This is a genomic window from Selenomonas sp. AB3002 (assembly GCF_000702545.1).
GTDB classification, from domain to species: domain Bacteria; phylum Bacillota; class Negativicutes; order Selenomonadales; family Selenomonadaceae; genus Selenomonas_B; species Selenomonas_B ruminantium_A.
This window is the reverse complement of record NZ_JNIO01000008.1, coordinates 498890-516323: the sequence shown is the minus strand read 5'-3', so window position 1 is coordinate 516323 and position 17434 is coordinate 498890. Positions and strand designations below refer to the sequence as shown.

Sequence of the window (17434 nt, the reverse complement as noted above, 5' to 3'; positions counted from 1 at the left end):
TGCTATCTCAATAGAAAAGCAGACCGCAAAAATTAACCACTTTATTAACATCATAAGCCAGACTTTTCCCTCCACCTATGCTAAGATATAGAATATACGTTCTTTTAAGTCAAAACCCAATGCGGACTTGCATAATACATTGACCCTCATAACAGCACAATTCATGCGTGTAGTTTTGAGGGCGCAGTCACACCTTTGCTCATCATTTCACAGGAGGTGCCCCATGAAAATCATACTTCTCTCCCTTTTTGCTATAGCAGCCCTGGCCCTGCTATTCTTCGGCGGCATGTTCCTTTTCTTCCTTGTTCGCCTAGCCTTCTGCGACATCATAGACTTCCTTTTCTACGATATCTGGGGCCGTCATCCCTTCAGCCGTCACTGCACCCGTGGGCAGGGCTACGGCCACACCTGGGATGAGCACGGCAACTACCTGGGCTTTGACACCAGATACGTCCGCTGACCCCAAATCCAGCATCAAGTCTATCAAAGTCCTTAAAACTACATTTATCCCTTCCCAATTCCATATCCCCCTACAAAAGAAGTGATGCATCCCTGCACCACTTCTTTTTGCATGCTCAATGCCTATTCTTGTTGAATTTGCCATTGAAGCTGTCATAGATGGCATTGATTTTCTCTGCTTCCTACCTGTCCCTCTGCTCTTCCGTCTTGGGAGCAGGAGTCCAGCCATGAGTAAGGTTGGTGCCCCGGCGGTCCTGCACAGTGCTGCCATCCCTGTTCTTCGCGCCATAATTCTGATTGGTTGCAGCATACAGGTGGTCATGGGAGAGATTTCCTTGCTCATCGTACTTGTCATTCCTGCCATGAGCAGTATCGTCTATATCCTTGCTGTTGGCCATCATGCTATACATATACCGCACACCCTGCTCTGACTCTCGTTCCTGAGCCAGGAAGGGATTTCGACTGTTCCATTGAATAGAGGCCATATTCTTCAATGTTCCTGCCGACTGGGACAGCCAAGATGTATTCCCGTCAGCTTTCAGAGCCGTACCGCCGCCCTGCATATTGGTGGCCATCTTATAGGTGCCGTAAGCTGCTCCAGCCGTAGCCAGCACCCTGGAGGCAAGCCGCATAGGACTAGGCGCAGTGTCGTAGAAATCACCTGATGTCAGGGACGGACTGCCAGAGATAAGCCCCTGAGCAAGCTGGGGGATACGCTTCACCATGATGCAGACCACGATACAGGCAAGCATCAGCTGCAGCAGAGCACTAAGCTCCAATAAATCCTCATTGGCAGCTGCCTGGTCACTAATCTGCTTGGAAAAAGTCGCCAGGAGCGGGCAGGTCACTGCCGTCAAAAAGGCAATGACCGCCACCTTGATCCCCAGCGAAAATACCGCTCCTATGGCCTTCTCCGCCAGGAAACTGGTACGTTCATGCATGGCAAATGGCAGCAGAATCACGGTAATAAGGGAAACCACCCAGAATTCAATCCTGGCCATAAACATTTCCACGCCGGTGAGGAAAGTTGTGATCAGCACAGTGAAAGCAATGACCAGATCCCCAATCAATGCCCCAAGACTGGACATGCCCAACAAGGAAATATTGCCCCAGATGGCGCTGAATGAAGTCATGCCATTCTGGATGATGCTGTCAGGCAGATACATATTGCCAGTGCCTGAAGCAAGGAACCCAAGCTTTTCAAAGCTTGACATGATAGCATGGGTAATCTGGTAGCTGCCCCCAACCCAGTTTTCAATGAGGAACATGAAAAAGCCAACTTTCAGCACCATCACTACGATATAACGAATCTTATCCTCATTGGCCAGTCCCAGCACCAAAGCAATGGCCACATCTATGACCACCAGAAAGCCCATCAGTTCCAGGGCATAGCCCACCAGTACAGTGGAACCTCTGTCAATAATCTTGATGAACTCACGCATGAAGCCACTGAGAGGATTAAAATCCTCAACATTGTCCGTTATCTGGATGGAGGTCAGATCCACAGGGCTTACCACCACAGACACCGCCGGATTCAAGATGCTGCCAAGACCGAAAGCCTGCAGTGCGTAGAAGATCTGTGCCGCCATGGCTGTCCCCAGCACAACGTTCAGAAACCGCTTGTGATTTGAATCCCCAAACACAACCATGAGACCCGTGACAGCAATCATGATATTTAGTACCGCGGGGACAAAGGTATCCGTAATGTTATCCCGCAATGCTTGCAAAGGAGTCCGCCAGGCCAGAGCACTGGAATCCGCAGCCATGGCCGCATCCGGCAGCATCAGCCATGCAGCCATGGCCAGCAAAGGAATCAGGCTATATTTTCTCATCCATACTCACCTATCTTCACACCCCACTATCAATAGCCCATCTTCCGCCGAAAATCCTCATAGCTCATAGGCTGCATCCTGCAATTCTTCACCCGCTCTGCCAGTTTCTCAGCCGTACTCTCATTGATACGCTTGGCTGTGACCTCTTCCTGCAATTCCCTTTGGTACTTCACCGCCTGGGCTGCGGTCATGCTGCCCAGCAGGTTATTGCTCTGTATCAGGGACATAACTCCTGCCCCCAACACCTGTGTATTGGCCTGTACAGCCTGCAGATTACCCTCTGCCTTCTGTGAGCTTTCCAAGGCTTCCATGGTCTGCTCAGACAGCTTGTCTGCCATATCCTGAGTCAGCCTGGCCGACCTTACAGTATCGTTGTTGGTATCAGCTTCTGCCTTGTAAGCAGCCTGCCCCGCATAATATGCATCCATAACTGTCATCCTGCCATTGATGACAGACTCGATATTCCTGAAGTTCTGCTGCCAGAAAGAATCTGTGGTGCCCTTGGTGGAGAGCACGCCTATTTGCGCTTCCTTCTCATCCAAAGGATAACGCTCAATTGAGGCCATATTGGAGAGATACTTCAGGAGACTGTTGGCATCCAGCTTCTTCATGTTGAGTATCATCAAGAGCAGCTGCTTTTCCTCGTTGGTGAGAATATTAACCGTAGTGATGGCCGTCTTGATAGCCTGAGCCACATTTTCTGCATCATATACCAGCACTGCAGCCTCAGCCCTGGGTGTCACGCACAGGAAAGACAGCGCCGCCATCAAAGCCACACTGCCCTTTTTTAATTTGCCTTTCAGTTCAAGCACAATCAACCCTCCCCACATTATGTTTAATCAGTCATCTGCCTTGCACCTGCAGTGCTATCCAGCCAACTTATTCTTCTGCCAGGACCAGCAGCCAGCTATAGATTTCGCTAATCCTGCCCACGTAGCTAATCGTCTCACCGTAGGGAGGCACACCGCCGTACTTCTCTATGGCTCCTCCCCCGGCATTGTAAGCAGCCACGGCTTCCGTCAGGCCATAGTCTCCATCCCCGGCAAAGCGCTCCATCTGGGTGCGCAAATATGATGCTCCTCCCAGAACATTCTCCAAGGGATTATAGCGGTCAACCCCGAGGCTGGCCGCAGTTCCTGGCATCAGCTGCATATAGCCGCAAGCTCCTGCAGGAGAAAAACTGCTCATGGAAAAACCGCTTTCTGCTTCCATAACCGCTGTCAGCAGAAGCGGATCCACGCCATACAAATCCCCAGCGTAGAGGATGGCGTCCGTCAGCCAGGCAGCCTCATCAGACTGCCCCAGCTTTCCTGCCACTTCGCTATAGACGATCTCAGAATCCTCATAGGCCAGCACCTGCTGAGGCCTGGCCAGCCCCATCAGCATCACAAAACCGAACATGACAGCAAATATCCTAAACGCCAATTTTCTCCTCCTTCCTGTCCGCCAGTTCTTCCAGCCGCTTGGCATAGCCATCCAGTCCTTTGTATCTCAGCCATCTGACTGCAAAATTCTGATGTCCATCTTCTCTTATCATGGCCTCACACGTCCTTAAATCCTCAGTCCTTACTCCCACAAGAGCCAGTTCCAAGGGGCTTAAATCCAGAGAGTAGATACGGTTTCCCAGGGGCGATGTATAGTAGTATTCCCGCTTTGGGATGGCCTTGGCCAGCATCATAATCTGTTGTTCGTTGAGGCCAAAGGACATATACATTTCCCTCATACTGGGCTTGTCAGCTCCGGTTCTGGTATCGTCCATAGCATCCTTATTAGGCAGGAAAATCCTCGTGGGACAAGATTCCAAAATAGTTGCCACAATGGGACTGGCTACAATGTCTGCCAGGCTTTGGGTGGCAAACACCACGGAGGTATTGGACTTTCTAAGCACCTTCAGCCACTCCCGGATTTTGGAGGCAAATTGAGGATTATCCAGAAACACCCAGCTTTCATCCAACACCAATAGGCAAGGCCTCTCGTCCTTTTTAATCTCTCCCTCAATGCGGTGGAAGATATACAGCAGCGTAGTGCCAACAATCTTTGGCGTGTTGTTCATGAGACTTTCCATCTCAAAGACCTGCCAGGAGGAAAAGTCCAGATCATCGGCAGAGGCATCAAAGATGCTGCCATAGTCCCCCTCGATAGTGAGCGGCCTGAGGGCCGTCTTCAGTTCCTGATTCTGAATGCTGGTACATAACGTCAGCATTGTCCTGTGCTGCTTGGGCAAGGCCCGCATAGAAGCCAGTGCTTCCGAGATATACTTGGTAAGTTCCGGCGTGACTTCAATGTGAACAGACTCCAGGTAATCTGTTATCCAACCCACGGCCCACATACGCTCATCATCGTCATCAATGTCAGCAAGTGGCTGGAATGACAATCCATTGCGACTGCTGGCCAGGTCAAAATACCTGCCACCAACTGCTTCTGTGAGAATTCTGCTGGAGCCGCCTTTGTCAAAGATGAAGATCTGCGCTCCCTTATACTTCCGAAACTGCGCCGCCATCATGTTGAGCTGGACAGATTTGCCCGCACCCGTAGGCCCCACCACCAGAGTATGACCTACGTCCCCATCATGGAGATTCAGCCTGAATGGCGTTGCTCCATCACTTCTGGTATAGAGCAGGGACGGGCCAGAAAGATGCTCGCACCGCTTCTGTCCCGGCCAGATATCCGACAGGGGCATCATGTGAATGAGGTTGCCAGTGGAAGCATATATCCGGCGACAGTAGTGGTGGAAGTTTCCCGGCAAGCTGCCCAGCCAGGCATCTACAGAACCAACATTTTCAACTTGAGGCTTCATAGCCTGCCCCTTGAAAACATCCTCTACGGCTTTGGCATATAGACAAGCTTTCTCGTACTCCTCTTCAGCAATAATAACTTCGGTGGAATAGAAACCATAGCCCACATCCCCTGCATCCACACTGCGGAGAGCTGCCTGAACCTCATCCACCTTTTCCACCGCATTTTCGTTGATGTCGCTGGGCTGTGGAGGCGTGTTGAAAATAAGACGCTTGACTGTGGATGAGAAGTACTCCATCTTTCCTTTCCACCTGGTCTTTCTGGTATCCAGCTTGGAGACCGCCTCAGACTTGTCCAGCAGGAAATATCTCGTAACCCACCGATAGGGGAAGTTCAGCCTGTTGAGGCCATTGAGCATACCAAACAGACTGGACTTAGGATAAGCCTTGGGTACAACCACTTTCAGATACTTCCTGCCCAGCTTTGGAGAGTTGCCCCCTACCAAGTCAGCGTCATAGAGATAACTGTCGCAGAAAGCATCCCCAGGCGGCCTGATATTTCTACCTGAATCTGACACACAGCTGTGGAGATAGGTGGCCAGCCCATTCTTGTCCAAGAGCTTGGCAGGAATCTCCAATTCCCGGAAGATCCGGCACAGCCCATCTGCCATTTCCATGAAATCTTCCAGATTTTCTTCCACAGAGGCAGTATGCTCCTCGTGACCCTCCATGAGCATGGACTTGATTCTGCCCTCGTTGTCACTGGGTGGCAGCCAGCATAGGGAGAAGTAATATTCCGAGCGAAAGAATCTGCCGGAGGTGAAGTTCTCCCTGCGCACCTCGTCAATAAGCCCGGTGACAGCATCGGGAAAACACACATCCCGGTCATAATTGGCATCCGGCAAACGCTGGGCTTCCATGTAAATGACCCAGCCAGACCCCAGCACCATCAGAGCACTGTTAAGCTGGGCAGTAATGACAGCCAGATGTTCCTGCAGAGCACTGTCAAGATCCGGCCCACGGTATTTCCAAACCGTCATAAGGGAGCCATTCTTGTTGATAGACACACCTGCGCCCCCAATTTCCGTGAGCATGCCATAGGGCATTAGATGAGATAGCTTGCTGCTCCCTCTGCCAAAGCCAAAGGGTAGGCTAGAGCCAGCACTGCCCTTCGTCTCAAATAAATCAAGTTTATACACTCAGTTCCCCCCTTCAGCTCAGGCAGAGGAAATCTTCCCAGGAAGAAACCTTCCTGGGCCAGATTTTCCCACCAGCACGGAACATTCCCGGCAGACTTCCCCACCAGCATGACTTGCGGTTGTAGTCCTCTAGCACATAGGGAAGCTCCACTGCCTCCAGAATTTGCCTGATATAATCCTGACGGACTGTCAGCTCCTCAGCATCAATGGCAAAGATGAGCATTTCACTTACCAGCCCGCCAGTCCCCTTTTGTTTGGACAACATATAATCAGCCATGCTCTTTCTCTGGCTGCACCACTCCCGAGTCAGCCCCCTAAGTTCCATTTCCAACCTGTCCTCAGACATGAGCAGAACACGGCGGCAAAATCTGTAATCCATCTCACGAAAAGCCCCCAGCACCAGATCAAGACGACTCTCCCGCAAGGTATCCTTGAGGCTTGCCACTACAATCTCCCTGCCTCTAATAGTGAGTCTATTCTTGTCCTTGCTGGCAGGGGGATAGAGCTTCATTTCCATGTCCCTTGATAGGATTGCATCAAGATACAAGGGCACCTCAGGCATGGGCACCTCAGAGATTTCCATCTGCAAGGCAGTTTTGAGATAGGACAACACTTCCTCCAGCCTCAGCACACGACTTCCCGGTCTGAAACCGACAATCTGCCTGGCCAATCCAGTAAGCACTCCCTGAAAATACTCAGGCGCTGTCTCAATAGCCACCGACTCCCCCTTGAGGCCCTTGGCCTTCTTATGATTCTTGCCCTGCCAAATTGGATTCCACAAGAGGCAAAGGGTCTTGGACTCTTCTCCACGTAGATGATGGACATCCAGCCAGACTGACCAGCTCTCCGGGAAATCCAGTTCCAGCTTCCCCTCGCGCCTCTCCCTGCCATATCTGATGAACCCCATGAGGGAGCCGTCCTTGTTTCTCACCACCTCAGGTAGGATAAGCCCGCCCCAGCAAAGCCAGGTATGGGGCTTACCGAAATCCAGCCTGTAATCTTCCAGCATAGCTACCTCCTAAGTATTGTAGTTCCTCTTTTGCTGCATATAGCTGCGGAGACAGTAGAAAGCATCCGCATCCTGCTTGGTCACGTAGATAACCGCTCCATGTATGGCAATATTCAAGGGGATGACCCAAAAGAAATGAAAAGAAAGGACAAAAATCCCCGCTAGACAAAGGTTGAACACTATCATGGCAGGTGGAGCACCCATGAGCAGCACCGGCTCCGTCAGTGCCGCAAACAAGGGCAGTTTGAACTCCATCTGCCGTTTTTCCTCAGTCACTCCAGCCACCTCTTAAAAGAAAAGGCAGCCGCTGACGCTATCCGCACCGAACAGCCCTGCCAAGGTAGCTGCACCACAGGCGATGGCAGTGCCGAAAGCCCCCTTCATGGCAAGACGGGACACATCGCTCTGCCCCAGAGCGTAGAGGGTGCCCCCGGCAGCAATAGAAATGACCGCCCCGGCCCGGGGCAGTGGCCCTGTGAGATTGGACTTCAGACTCTCAATGCCGCTGTCCCAGGGCATAGTAGTTGAGGCAAAACACTGGCTGGAAACCATCATTAGCCCCAAACACATGAATGTCCCCTTGTTCTCCCTAATAAGCTGCCACCCGTTCCGAAGCGCCGTTACTGCCATCTTTTTCCCGTTCATGGTGAATCCTCCTTATACAATTCTGAAAATATTCCTCTGCTTCTCATTGTAGATTGGTGAGCACAAAAAAATGCCACAAACTTGCAAGTTGCAGGTTTGTGGCATCAAAAAAATATTCTTTCTACCAAAAAAGCGTTTAAGTTTTCTATATTTTATCCGATATATATTTCGTAGTGTCTTAGTTCTTGCCCTAGCATAAGTATAATCTCCGCTTTTTTCTCCCGTATTCAAATCAAGAATATAATTTAAAAATGATAAAAAACATTTAAGTTTCCCTAAATATCTACGATATATATTGCAGAATTTAGAGTTCAAATGTAATACGAGTTATGAAAGTGAGGACACAATATGAACTACCACGAAAACTACGTAAAAGTTCCATCTGAATCTGACGTTTTTGCTTACCTTGTATATTCAACCTCACGTGAATGCATAAAAATAAACGTGTTTCTTATCGTCATTTTATGTGTTTCCACATTTGTATTTTAATCAGTAAATAAAAGGGTATTATCCATGAATCAACGCCCATGGATAATACCCTTTTATTTTATCAAAACCAACGTATTTTTTACACGTCTAAGATAATACTAATCATACTCTAATATCATAGCATATGCAATCTTATTTATAGTACACTCCGGCAGAGGTTACCGAAGACACGGCTAGGAGCATTGCTTTCTTCGATATGGTGAATGTGCCATCAAGCAAGCGCCAAAGACATTTCATAGAATCATGTATAGACCCTCTACCACAAAGGAGGCTGCATTTGCGCAGCCTCCTTTGTTTTCCGTTTAATTAATCTTGAGCCTGCACAGCCTTCTGGCAGATTCGATCCATCTGCCAATCCATTGCCTAGGCTTAGTTCCTGGGTTATCTTGTCCTTTCTACATTTTCCCCATAAATAGTCTTAAACTCTTCCTTCATCGAGATAGTATTCCAACCACGCTCCATAGCGAACGCTTTTAGCTTGCTGGATTTTTCCGTATTTCCTAGCTCGCGCTCCGTATCGTCACAGAGTACGAAGAATGCCTCGCTGTTATAGGGATTATCCTGCAAGGTGTATTCCAACATACCACTGTCACCCATTGAATTTCCAAACGACAAAACCGGCTTCTTGCCAATTTGGTTCAGTAGTGAGAATATCTTCATAGTCTTGGCATTATCAACGAGAGGTTTGCCTGAAATGACTATCTTCTCATGATGTCGGTCAAAGAAGTGATCACCGGCCTTATCTTTACCCATTTTCGTAGAGGTAAACACAAAGTCTGAAGCAATAATTCGGTCTGGTTGAATAGGTATAACGCCTTCCACTAATTCTCGCGTGGTGAGGTATCCACAAGCCGAATCAATATACACGGCAAAGCCATTGTTCGCCAAATAAGAAATAATCTCTACCATGGGCAGATAAAAAGCCTCGCCACGTTTGAGATTTGATAAGCCTGTTTCATTGGTCTCCATAAACTCGCGAACATACTTGCTGTATTCTTCAGGCGTCATGCCCTCATAGGCCTTAGTCAATCCTTTAAAATACAGTTTATCCTCCGCAGGTGTGAGTTTTTCCTTATTGTACACTTTAGGCTTAATCTTTTTTGCGAGAGCTAACAAATCCTTGGGCGGGGTATACGAATTATCTTCAAGGACACGATGGAGGAACATGACTTCCTGGAAATACAGTGGTGCAGTTTCGCAGTAAAATGTACCATCCATATCAAAAGTGGCAATACGATAGGCTGGAGGGATGAAGTTCTTGCTGGTAGGATTGGTGGCCTCTTCTACAAATTTAACAATCTTCGCTTTAGTGGGCGAATCCTCATTCCAATACTTGAAGTCACTGGCATCCACAACATTTATCGCTGCGATTTCGGCGCGGCTGGCCGCTTCTCCCTGGGGCTGCCATAGTAGACATCCAAGACCAACAGCAGCTGCCATCAGCGTAACGCAGATTCTTCCGTGTCTCATGTTTAATCCTCCATTTCCTTCTGCAACTTCAAATCCAGCACTGGCGTACCATCCAGCACATCCACACCCAGAAACTCGATTGAATTCCCCTCCACCTTCACCACCTCGATGACCGAAGCCCCTATCAGGTTAGGACGCCTGGGGCTACGGGTGGCAAACACCCCCGTCACAGGGCCTGTATCCCGCTTCCTCACTTGGAGGCTGTGCTCAGTTGCCTCATGGAAATGAAACAGCATCAATAACTTCATGCCCGGCTTTACTCCCAGCAAGGCCTCCCTGTACTCAGGCAGAATCTCCAACTTAGCTGTAACGTCCCCGCTGTCTGTGTAATATCTGGGCATATCTTCTCCGCAGGTGTAAGGCGATTTCACATAGCCAATTGGCGTATATACAATGCTCTCCATGCCCTTTCTCCCTACCCCAGCACTTTCTTGAACGTATCATAATTAGCCATATCCCTGGGGCTGCAGTAAACCGCAAAATGCACTTCCCGAAATACTCCCTGGAAATCTTCCAGTACCTTCTTATAAGCCGCTGCCACTACCTTAGGGTCATTCTGGAAGGCTCCGCAACCGAATGCGCCCAGTATCATGATTTCCGCCTTCTGCTCCGCTGCCGCCGCCAACAGATGCCTTCCCCTCTTCTCGTGGAGAGCCAACAGTTCCTTATCAGACAAGTGAACTTGCCCCCCTGTACTGGGATTCATAGCATTGCCAGGTCGTTCTCTGAGATTTGGGGCCGCACAGGTTATCACATCCACCTTGCACCACTTATCTTCCGGCAATCTTCTAGGGGCATCCGTATCGCTCTTGATGATCAGAATATCAGGGGTGTAGATACATGCATCCGTATACTTGGCATCATGCCTGTCCTGGTGGAACTTATAGAACCGTCTCCAGTTCTCTTTGGTGTCCAGCACAGGATACAGGGTAGAGCATCGGCAGATGGCTTCTTCTTGTGCCCTGCTCCCTTTCTTCACACCTCCACCAGGATTGGTCGCCGAGGCGAAGTTATGGACGCATATCCTGGCCTCAGGGAATTTCCTGTGGTAGAACATGGCTGATTCCAGACTGCGATACTTGCTGACAGATACTACAGTATCCTCAAATCTCTTCCCAGGTATTTTCGGCTTATCCACTTCCTCATAAAACTGAGTTGCTGTTATGGATTCCTTGATAGATGCTTCCAGCTTCTCATCATGCTTGTACCAGTATGCCGTGTCCACAAATATTTCCACTAAATCTTCCCTGCTTGCCATGATTCTTCACCTCACATATTATCTGTATATTCCTCAAGCCCAACTAGCCCTATACTTCTACATTCTCCATTCTATCCTCCGTACGAACATGTAACTATTCTACCTTTTAGATGAACCTGCATCAGTATTCAAAGCCCTTACGGGCCTCGACACCTTTAGCATAGTAGTGCTTGACTTCCTTCATCTCTGTCACCAAATCAGCACGCTCGATTAACCAGTCAGGAGCACATCTTCCAGTCAGAACTAATTCAACATTACCCGGAACCTTATCCAGCAGCTCTTCGACAGTGTATCTTCCTATCAGTCCAAAATGCAAGGCCACATTGAGCTCATCCAGGATTACCAAATCGTATTTTCCTGAAGTTATTATCTCAGCTACCACTTTAAAGTCATTTCGAATTAGATCAACATAGTCCTGAGGCGGCTCTCCCTTTGGGAATATTACTACGCTGTCACCCAGCTTATCCTGCAGCGACTTGCTCAATATACCTTCTTCTGCAATAAAAAACGGTTTTCCGCTGGTTCTTAATGCAAGCTCAGGGAATCGACCTTTCAGCACCTCCTGCTCACTATAGGCAAGGCTCTTCATGAATTGCATAATATAAACTTTCAGGCCTGCCCCCAGAGACCTAATAGCCATCCCTATAGCCGCTGTAGTCTTCCCTTTGCCGCTTCCTGTATAAACCTGAAGCATATCGATTACCTCCTGATAAGTAGTACTGACACAGGATGGTTTTGTAAACAGATGTGCCTCCTCCCCTATACTTCTACACGCCCCTGCCCTATCCTCCAAATCAACAGCCATTTTCAAACCTATTTCCCTATTTCAATCAAACGAAAATGATTTTTCCTGCACTTGATAAGCCCTTCCCTTTGCATCTTCCCCAGCTCCTTGGATAGAGCCGTCCTCTCGAGATTCAGATAATCCGCCAGCTGCTGCCTGTCAAATGGGATATCAAATTCAGTGCTCTTTTTCTGCAGCGACACTGAATTCAAGTAGGACAGTACTCTGCCGCGTATGGTCTTTGGTGCCGTATGGAAACTCCTGCCGGACAAGATGAGATTCTTCCTGGTGGCCACAGTCAGCAGATTACTCACCAGCTTCAGCCGCCATGCTTCTGCCCCGGCCTCCCCATGCTTTGCCCCTTCCAGCGACAGGAGAGCCACCCGGCAGTCCTCATTGGCTGTCACGTCCACCAGCATCGGCGTATCTTTCAAATACGCATAGGTCTCAGCGAAGAACTGTCCCATACCCACATGACTGAGGATGGTACGGTTCCCCCACATATCGTTGCTCTCTATGGTCACGCTGCCTGACAGCACCATGCCCATGCAGCTCGTCTTTGTTCCGCCCCGGAGTATGGTCTCCCCTTTGCCATACTCCCTCTCTTTCACATCCATGCTTGCATAGGCCGCCAGCTTTTCCTCTTCGTTCATCCCGACGAAGAGTATGCTTTTCCTTATAAGTTCAGCTTTCATGATTCTCACCCAAATATATTTTTAAAAATGTGGTTATAACCACATACATCTTGCTTGAAGCATACTATAATAGCCTCATGAAATCAATAATAACCGTCAGGAGAGATACCATCATGACAAAGACAATAGACCTTAGCAAAAGCGTTTACCAGCTGGTACAGCAGTACCCGGAGCTGATTGAAATCATGGACACTCTGGGCTTCCATGAAATCACTAAAAAGGCTATGCTGCATTCCGTAGGAAAGATTATGACCATCCCTAAGGGAGCCTCCATGAAACATATTCCCATGGAGACCATCATCAGTACCCTCACAGCCCAAGGATTCATCCTTGAGGACGCCACTCCCGATGCCAATTCCACAGAGAGCGCTTCTTCCCCTGCCACGTCAGTCAGTGCCCCCTCTGCCAGTGACAGCCGCACTGAGAAACTGAAGGGATACCTAAAGCGGCTTGGCTCCGGGGAAACTCTGGAAACCGTCCGCACAGACTTTGCAGGAGAGTTCAGCAATGTAGAGGCTTCCGAGATTATGAAAGCAGAGCAGGAACTAATGAAAGAAGGTACTCCCCTCACAGAAGTACAGAAGCTCTGTGACCTGCACTCTGCCCTTTTCCACGGAGCCACCCGTGAGGAACGGATAGCCAATGCGGAAAAGGCCGTCAATGCCTCCCTGATAAAGGAGCAGCAGACCCAAATCGCCAATCCTCAGGCCTACAAAATGGAGCGGACTGCCGAACTCATCCGCATTCCCGGCCATCCTCTCCATACCTTTACCCGAGAAAACGAAGCCCTTGATAGATTACTTACCCAAGCACGGGCTGCCGATGGCACCTATACCGACATCAACCTGGCTAAGATCCGTGAGATTGCCATACACTATGCCAAGAAAGGCGACCTGCTTTACCCCCTGCTGAAAGTCCGCTACAACGTCACCGGCCCTGCCGATGTCATGTGGACTGTAGACGACGAGATCCGTGACGAGATGTCTGCCCTTCTGCGCCAGCAGCCCAATGACAACTATCGTGAGCGTGTGAATGCCGTCCTGAGAAGGGCAGAAGAGATGATCTACAAGGAAACCAACATACTCTTTCCCATCTGCGCCGTTCATTTCTCAGAGGACGAGTGGCAGGGAATCTATCAGGATGCCAAAGACTATGCTGTCTGCCTGGAGGTGACAAGCGAAACCTGGCCCACAGGTGAAGCATATCGTTCTGCCCCCAGCGTAGATGCCACAGGTGAAATTGTCATGGCTGGCGGCCATATGACCCTGCCACAGCTCACAGCCCTTCTCAACACTATCCCTCTGGAAATCTCCTTTGTTGATGCAGACAACATCAACCGCTACTTCAATGAGGGGCCAAAGGTCTTCAAGCGTCCTACAATGGCCATAGACCGCGAGGTATTCTCCTGTCATCCTCCCAAGGTTGAGCCTATGGTACGCCAGATTATACAGGACTTCCGAACCGGCCTGCGTGACGAGGTACCAGTCTGGATGAACAAGGGAGGCAGGACATTCCTTGTTAAATACATGGCCGTCCGGGATAGGGCTGGCACCTACCTGGGCACTTTGGAGATAGTCCAGGACATGGAATTCGCCAAGGAACACTTTGCAGAGCAGAATAGTCGTACTGGAGGAAAAGCATGAGCAACGAAACAATCACCAAGGATATGCTGGTAGGAACCATCGTAGCAGAACACCCAGAGGTCATAGACCCCCTCACCAGTCTTGGCATGCACTGCCTAGGCTGCCCCGCTTCCCAGATGGAATCCCTGCACGATGCTTGCTTGGTACATGGCCTCAACCTTGATGAGGTACTGGCCAAGGTCAATGCTGAATTGCAGTGACCAGCATTCCACATGATCTTCAAAACTACATTTATCCCTAAAACTACACTTAAAGACATTGGTTCAACACCGATGCCCTTAAAATGTAGTTTAGTGGACTAACTGACCTCTTATCAACCGACCTCAGCAATACCCTGCCATTCCTAGTGCCTCCTTGCATGCTTAGCCAGTTCATCAGCAAAGCAGTTGGGAGTATACAAATAGAAGCCCTGCTTCTCATATTCCTGCTTCATGCTAATCAAATCGCATGATGGTTTTGATGGGATACTCTATGTCGTGTTGCTTCTTCATCTTGATAACCTGATCTCGGAAGCTTGGGGCCAGCCGTACATGCACGATATCTGCTCTTCCTTGGCAATACATACCTTGTCAAAGACACCGAAGCTCTTTTCCATGGTGTTTTCTTCAGAGTTCAGCATCATAGGCGGATTATATTTCAGATTGAGGTCATCAATGGTGTCAACTACCCGCTTCATGTTGTAAAACCCGTTGCAACCACGAGCAGTGTCTGCAACGGACTTTAGCCATTCAGGAATTCAATACTTCTTCCAATTCATTTTTGATAACGTCATCCTGTGACCCATAGTGGCCTTTTCGTATGCCATTCAGACTAAAGTATAATCTCCGAATATCTTCCTGAGCAATTCATCAAAGAATTCGTCAGAAGGCATCTTCTTCAGTCCTGAGAGCTCATCTTCGAGATTGACAGTAAACTCTTTCATATCACGCCCGCTGACAAGGACGAAGTAGTATGGCATCTTCATGATTGATTCCATAGCTTGTGCGTAGTCCTTTCTGGCAGAGCCAAGACCGTTCAGAAGTGTTGTTGCAATCCCAAGTTCGTTCTTCAGAATGAACTCCTGGTTGCGGTTTATCGTCAGGCAACTTACTTTTTCTTTGTTTTGTTGCAGTCCATTTGCTTCAAAGAATTTTTGAGCATCTTCACTATTCATTAGTTCATCTATTTCTTCTTGGGTGATAAGCCCTGTGGGTCCGTCAACTAATTGGATTGACTCGAATGTATCTTCTAGTGACACCCCAACATAAGCATTGTCCTTCAACACCCTGCGGAGAGCCAATTCGTTCACGCCTTTTGCCAAGTTCAAATTTTTGAGTACAGAAAAATTCTTTGTTTCCATAGCCAGCTTCATTTTCTTGTAGTCTTCCTTGTTGATTCTTACCATTCGTATCTCCCCCCTTGTTGTCATCAGGCTCATTTATGCGCCACTCAGCAAAACCTAGGCTTATTCTTCTGCTTACTTTCATAATGCTCCCCTTTTTCAATAAAACCAATTACCTGTACTGGTATTTTTCAACAGTGCCTTGATCGTATCCACAATAAGGAAACCAATGTATTACAATGTCTTACAAAACAACAATTACTCCCCAGCCCATAAGTACAACGGAAATATATAGCAGTAGAGCCAGCAAGAAATGCCGCTTCCTCCTTCCATTCTTTGGCAGTATAACGATTGCGCTGACAAGATCAAGAATCAAGAACAGTCCAAAGCACAACAGCCCAATAAGCAGGAATGCCATGATAAACTCAACAGGAGTGCCGTGTCCCATATGTTCCTTACTATACACCTCTTCAAGAAATGCCGTAGTCCCCACACCCATAAAGCCAATGGTAGCAAGCCCCAAGAGCAGAGACATGAGATAGTGTATTTTATACCTCATGGTCGGTATTCTCCTGTTTTTCATATATACCATGTTGCATCTCCTTTCTCTCATAGCTTCCTAAACAACAGCAAATAGACGTTCGAACTTCCCCTCTGCAAGAGTTCGTCCAAAACACTGTTTCTCCTGCCCACCAAAAGAAAAAGCCCCTATCCAGGGCTTCTTTCTTCTTGGTCATTATGCACCCTTCCCTCCGGCAAACTGCCTGTTATGCACCTTGTCATCCTTTTTACCTGTGAGCACCCGCATGCCCTTTTCCTGCATTTTGCTCTTAAGGGCCGCCAGCTTTCGTTCTTTATGCATTCTGCCCCGCACCAGCAACTCCATTCTTACCCTTCCCTTAAACCATTTCAGGTACCTTTGCCAAAGGTTCTGCATCCTGTTCCCTGGCCAGTCTCACCTTTTCCTGGGCCTCCCACATCTCTGTCATGATGGGCCTGATCATAACCTTCAAATAGATACCGGCATATTCCTATACGGAGAAAATGAACTGGCAGAACGGAATGACACTTACGAATGTGAGGAATACATGCCCTCCCATTTCATCATAGGCGATGATAGTGGTGACACGCTCTATGTCATGAAAAAAGATCAGAACTCACAGGCTGTCTTCTCCACTGACATGGGATACATGAACGAGGATGAACTCGCCAAAGAAACCGATAACTTCCTGGACTGGGTAGAAAACATCAACATGCTTCAAGCTGATAACTAAAATTTTATGAAATTTTAATGCTATCCACCAGAAATTTTAATGTTTAATCTATAGAATTAAAGCATCAAATTAAGAAAGAGGTTGATAGCATGAGTAGGAAATTTTTGCTGACAGGAACTGTTGCTCTTATGTTGCTGGGGGCAGTCCCTGCATTTGCTGCCACCAACAATACCCCCACCCAACATCAGGCCCAGATGAATAACAGAGAGCAGCCGCCTGAGCCCCCCAAGGATGCCAATGGCAATCCTCTTCCCCCTCCAGATATGAAACAGGGACAGAATGGTAATCAGCCCCCGGAGCCGCCCAAGGATGCCAACGGCAATCCCCTTCCCCCTCCTGATATGAAGCAGGGACAAAATGGTAATCAGCCCCCCGAGCCGCCCAAGGATGCCAACGGTAATCCTCTTCCATCATCTGATTACCAGCAACAAGCAAATAAGTGATTTACGGCAGAGCCAGAATTGGCTCTGCTTTTCCACGCCTACAATAAAGGAGCCTTAAATTAACAGTATTTGCAACACTTCAAGAAAACATTTTATGCAGGAGGAATTTAATACTATGGATTTATTGAAAGATGTTATGCCATTCTTATTTTTAATCGCAGTCTATTTCATAGCTCCG

21 protein-coding genes are annotated in these 17434 nt (G+C 48.4%); 5 read left to right on the top strand and 16 right to left on the bottom strand.

Annotation, left to right across the window (positions count from 1 at the left end; translation table 11 throughout):
- The first annotated feature begins 223 nt into the window (after window positions 1–223).
- On the top strand, window positions 224–460 hold the full coding sequence (locus P159_RS0110195) for a hypothetical protein (RefSeq protein ID WP_029543774.1): 237 nt from the start codon (window positions 224–226) through the stop codon (window positions 458–460).
- 181 nt (window positions 461–641) lie between these two features.
- On the opposite strand, the gene P159_RS0110190 is transcribed toward P159_RS0110195, so the two are convergent.
- The 12 genes from P159_RS0110190 to P159_RS0110135 all read right to left on the bottom strand — a co-directional run bounded on the left by P159_RS0110190 (window position 642) and on the right by P159_RS0110135 (window position 12575).
- Window positions 642–2291, bottom strand: coding sequence for a type IV secretion system protein (locus P159_RS0110190; protein ID WP_029543772.1), 1650 nt, complete (start codon window positions 2289–2291; stop codon window positions 642–644).
- A gap of 29 nt (window positions 2292–2320) precedes the next feature.
- Window positions 2321–3103 (bottom strand): hypothetical protein, encoded by a 783-nt coding sequence (locus P159_RS0110185; protein ID WP_029543771.1) that lies wholly within the window; start codon window positions 3101–3103, stop codon window positions 2321–2323.
- A gap of 67 nt (window positions 3104–3170) precedes the next feature.
- Window positions 3171–3716, bottom strand: a complete 546-nt coding sequence (locus P159_RS0110180) for a lytic transglycosylase domain-containing protein (RefSeq protein ID WP_185753704.1) — start codon at window positions 3714–3716, stop codon at window positions 3171–3173.
- Complete coding sequence (locus P159_RS0110175; protein WP_185753703.1) at window positions 3706–6225, bottom strand: conjugal transfer protein TrbE; 2520 nt, start codon at window positions 6223–6225, stop codon at window positions 3706–3708. Before P159_RS0110175 ends, P159_RS0110180 begins: the two co-directional genes overlap by 11 nt.
- Before the next feature lie 13 nt (window positions 6226–6238).
- Window positions 6239–7234 carry a hypothetical protein gene (locus tag P159_RS0110170; protein ID WP_029543766.1) on the bottom strand — a complete coding sequence of 332 codons (996 nt, stop codon included), beginning with the start codon at window positions 7232–7234 and terminating at the stop codon, window positions 6239–6241.
- Window positions 7235–7243: 9 nt separating this feature from the next.
- The gene (locus P159_RS0110165) at window positions 7244–7510 is read right to left on the bottom strand and encodes a VirB3 family type IV secretion system protein (protein WP_029543764.1); all 267 of its coding nucleotides are present in this window, start codon (window positions 7508–7510) and stop codon (window positions 7244–7246) included.
- 12 nt (window positions 7511–7522) lie between these two features.
- Window positions 7523–7879: a TrbC/VirB2 family protein gene (locus tag P159_RS0110160; RefSeq protein ID WP_029543762.1), complete on the bottom strand. Its 357-nt coding sequence runs from the start codon at window positions 7877–7879 to the stop codon at window positions 7523–7525.
- Window positions 7880–8749: 870 nt separating this feature from the next.
- On the bottom strand, window positions 8750–9838 hold the full coding sequence (locus P159_RS0110155) for a haloacid dehalogenase-like hydrolase (RefSeq protein ID WP_029543760.1): 1089 nt from the start codon (window positions 9836–9838) through the stop codon (window positions 8750–8752).
- Between the two features lie 2 nt (window positions 9839–9840).
- A complete protein-coding gene (tsaA, locus tag P159_RS0110150; protein ID WP_029543759.1) occupies window positions 9841–10242 on the bottom strand; it encodes a tRNA (N6-threonylcarbamoyladenosine(37)-N6)-methyltransferase TrmO in 402 nt (133 codons plus the stop codon).
- 11 nt (window positions 10243–10253) lie between these two features.
- Window positions 10254–11096 (bottom strand): TIGR02452 family protein, encoded by an 843-nt coding sequence (locus P159_RS0110145; RefSeq protein ID WP_029543757.1) that lies wholly within the window; start codon window positions 11094–11096, stop codon window positions 10254–10256.
- A 121-nt stretch (window positions 11097–11217) separates the two neighbouring features.
- Complete coding sequence (locus P159_RS0110140; protein WP_029543756.1) at window positions 11218–11790, bottom strand: cob(I)yrinic acid a,c-diamide adenosyltransferase; 573 nt, start codon at window positions 11788–11790, stop codon at window positions 11218–11220.
- 119 nt (window positions 11791–11909) lie between these two features.
- On the bottom strand, window positions 11910–12575 hold the full coding sequence (locus tag P159_RS0110135) for a Crp/Fnr family transcriptional regulator (protein ID WP_029543754.1): 666 nt from the start codon (window positions 12573–12575) through the stop codon (window positions 11910–11912).
- A gap of 113 nt (window positions 12576–12688) precedes the next feature.
- On the opposite strand from P159_RS0110135, the gene P159_RS0110130 reads away from it, so the two are divergent.
- The gene (locus P159_RS0110130) at window positions 12689–14218 is read left to right on the top strand and encodes a DUF438 domain-containing protein (RefSeq protein ID WP_029543752.1); all 1530 of its coding nucleotides are present in this window, start codon (window positions 12689–12691) and stop codon (window positions 14216–14218) included.
- The gene (locus P159_RS0110125; protein ID WP_029543750.1) at window positions 14215–14418 is read left to right on the top strand and encodes a DUF1858 domain-containing protein; all 204 of its coding nucleotides are present in this window, start codon (window positions 14215–14217) and stop codon (window positions 14416–14418) included. The genes P159_RS0110130 and P159_RS0110125 overlap by 4 nt, the downstream gene beginning before the upstream one ends.
- Before the next feature lie 287 nt (window positions 14419–14705).
- On the opposite strand, the gene P159_RS0110115 is transcribed toward P159_RS0110125, so the two are convergent.
- From P159_RS0110115 to P159_RS20650, 4 genes are all read right to left on the bottom strand, one after another.
- On the bottom strand, window positions 14706–14894 hold the full coding sequence (locus P159_RS0110115; protein ID WP_029543748.1) for a hypothetical protein: 189 nt from the start codon (window positions 14892–14894) through the stop codon (window positions 14706–14708).
- Between the two features lie 129 nt (window positions 14895–15023).
- The gene (locus P159_RS0110110; protein ID WP_029543746.1) at window positions 15024–15602 is read right to left on the bottom strand and encodes a hypothetical protein; all 579 of its coding nucleotides are present in this window, start codon (window positions 15600–15602) and stop codon (window positions 15024–15026) included.
- Between the two features lie 181 nt (window positions 15603–15783).
- Window positions 15784–16131, bottom strand: coding sequence for a hypothetical protein (locus tag P159_RS0110105; protein WP_074698284.1), 348 nt, complete (start codon window positions 16129–16131; stop codon window positions 15784–15786).
- A gap of 144 nt (window positions 16132–16275) precedes the next feature.
- Entirely contained in the window at window positions 16276–16425 is a 150-nt protein-coding gene (locus P159_RS20650) for a hypothetical protein (RefSeq protein WP_175463458.1), read from the bottom strand.
- Window positions 16426–16627: 202 nt separating this feature from the next.
- Here P159_RS20650 and P159_RS0110085 point away from each other — a divergent pair, with 202 nt between their 5' ends.
- Both P159_RS0110085 and P159_RS0110080 read left to right on the top strand, forming a co-directional pair.
- Complete coding sequence (locus P159_RS0110085) at window positions 16628–16813, top strand: hypothetical protein (RefSeq protein WP_029543742.1); 186 nt, start codon at window positions 16628–16630, stop codon at window positions 16811–16813.
- 89 nt (window positions 16814–16902) lie between these two features.
- Complete coding sequence (locus P159_RS0110080) at window positions 16903–17256, top strand: hypothetical protein (RefSeq protein ID WP_029543740.1); 354 nt, start codon at window positions 16903–16905, stop codon at window positions 17254–17256.
- Window positions 17257–17434: the final 178 nt, after the last annotated feature.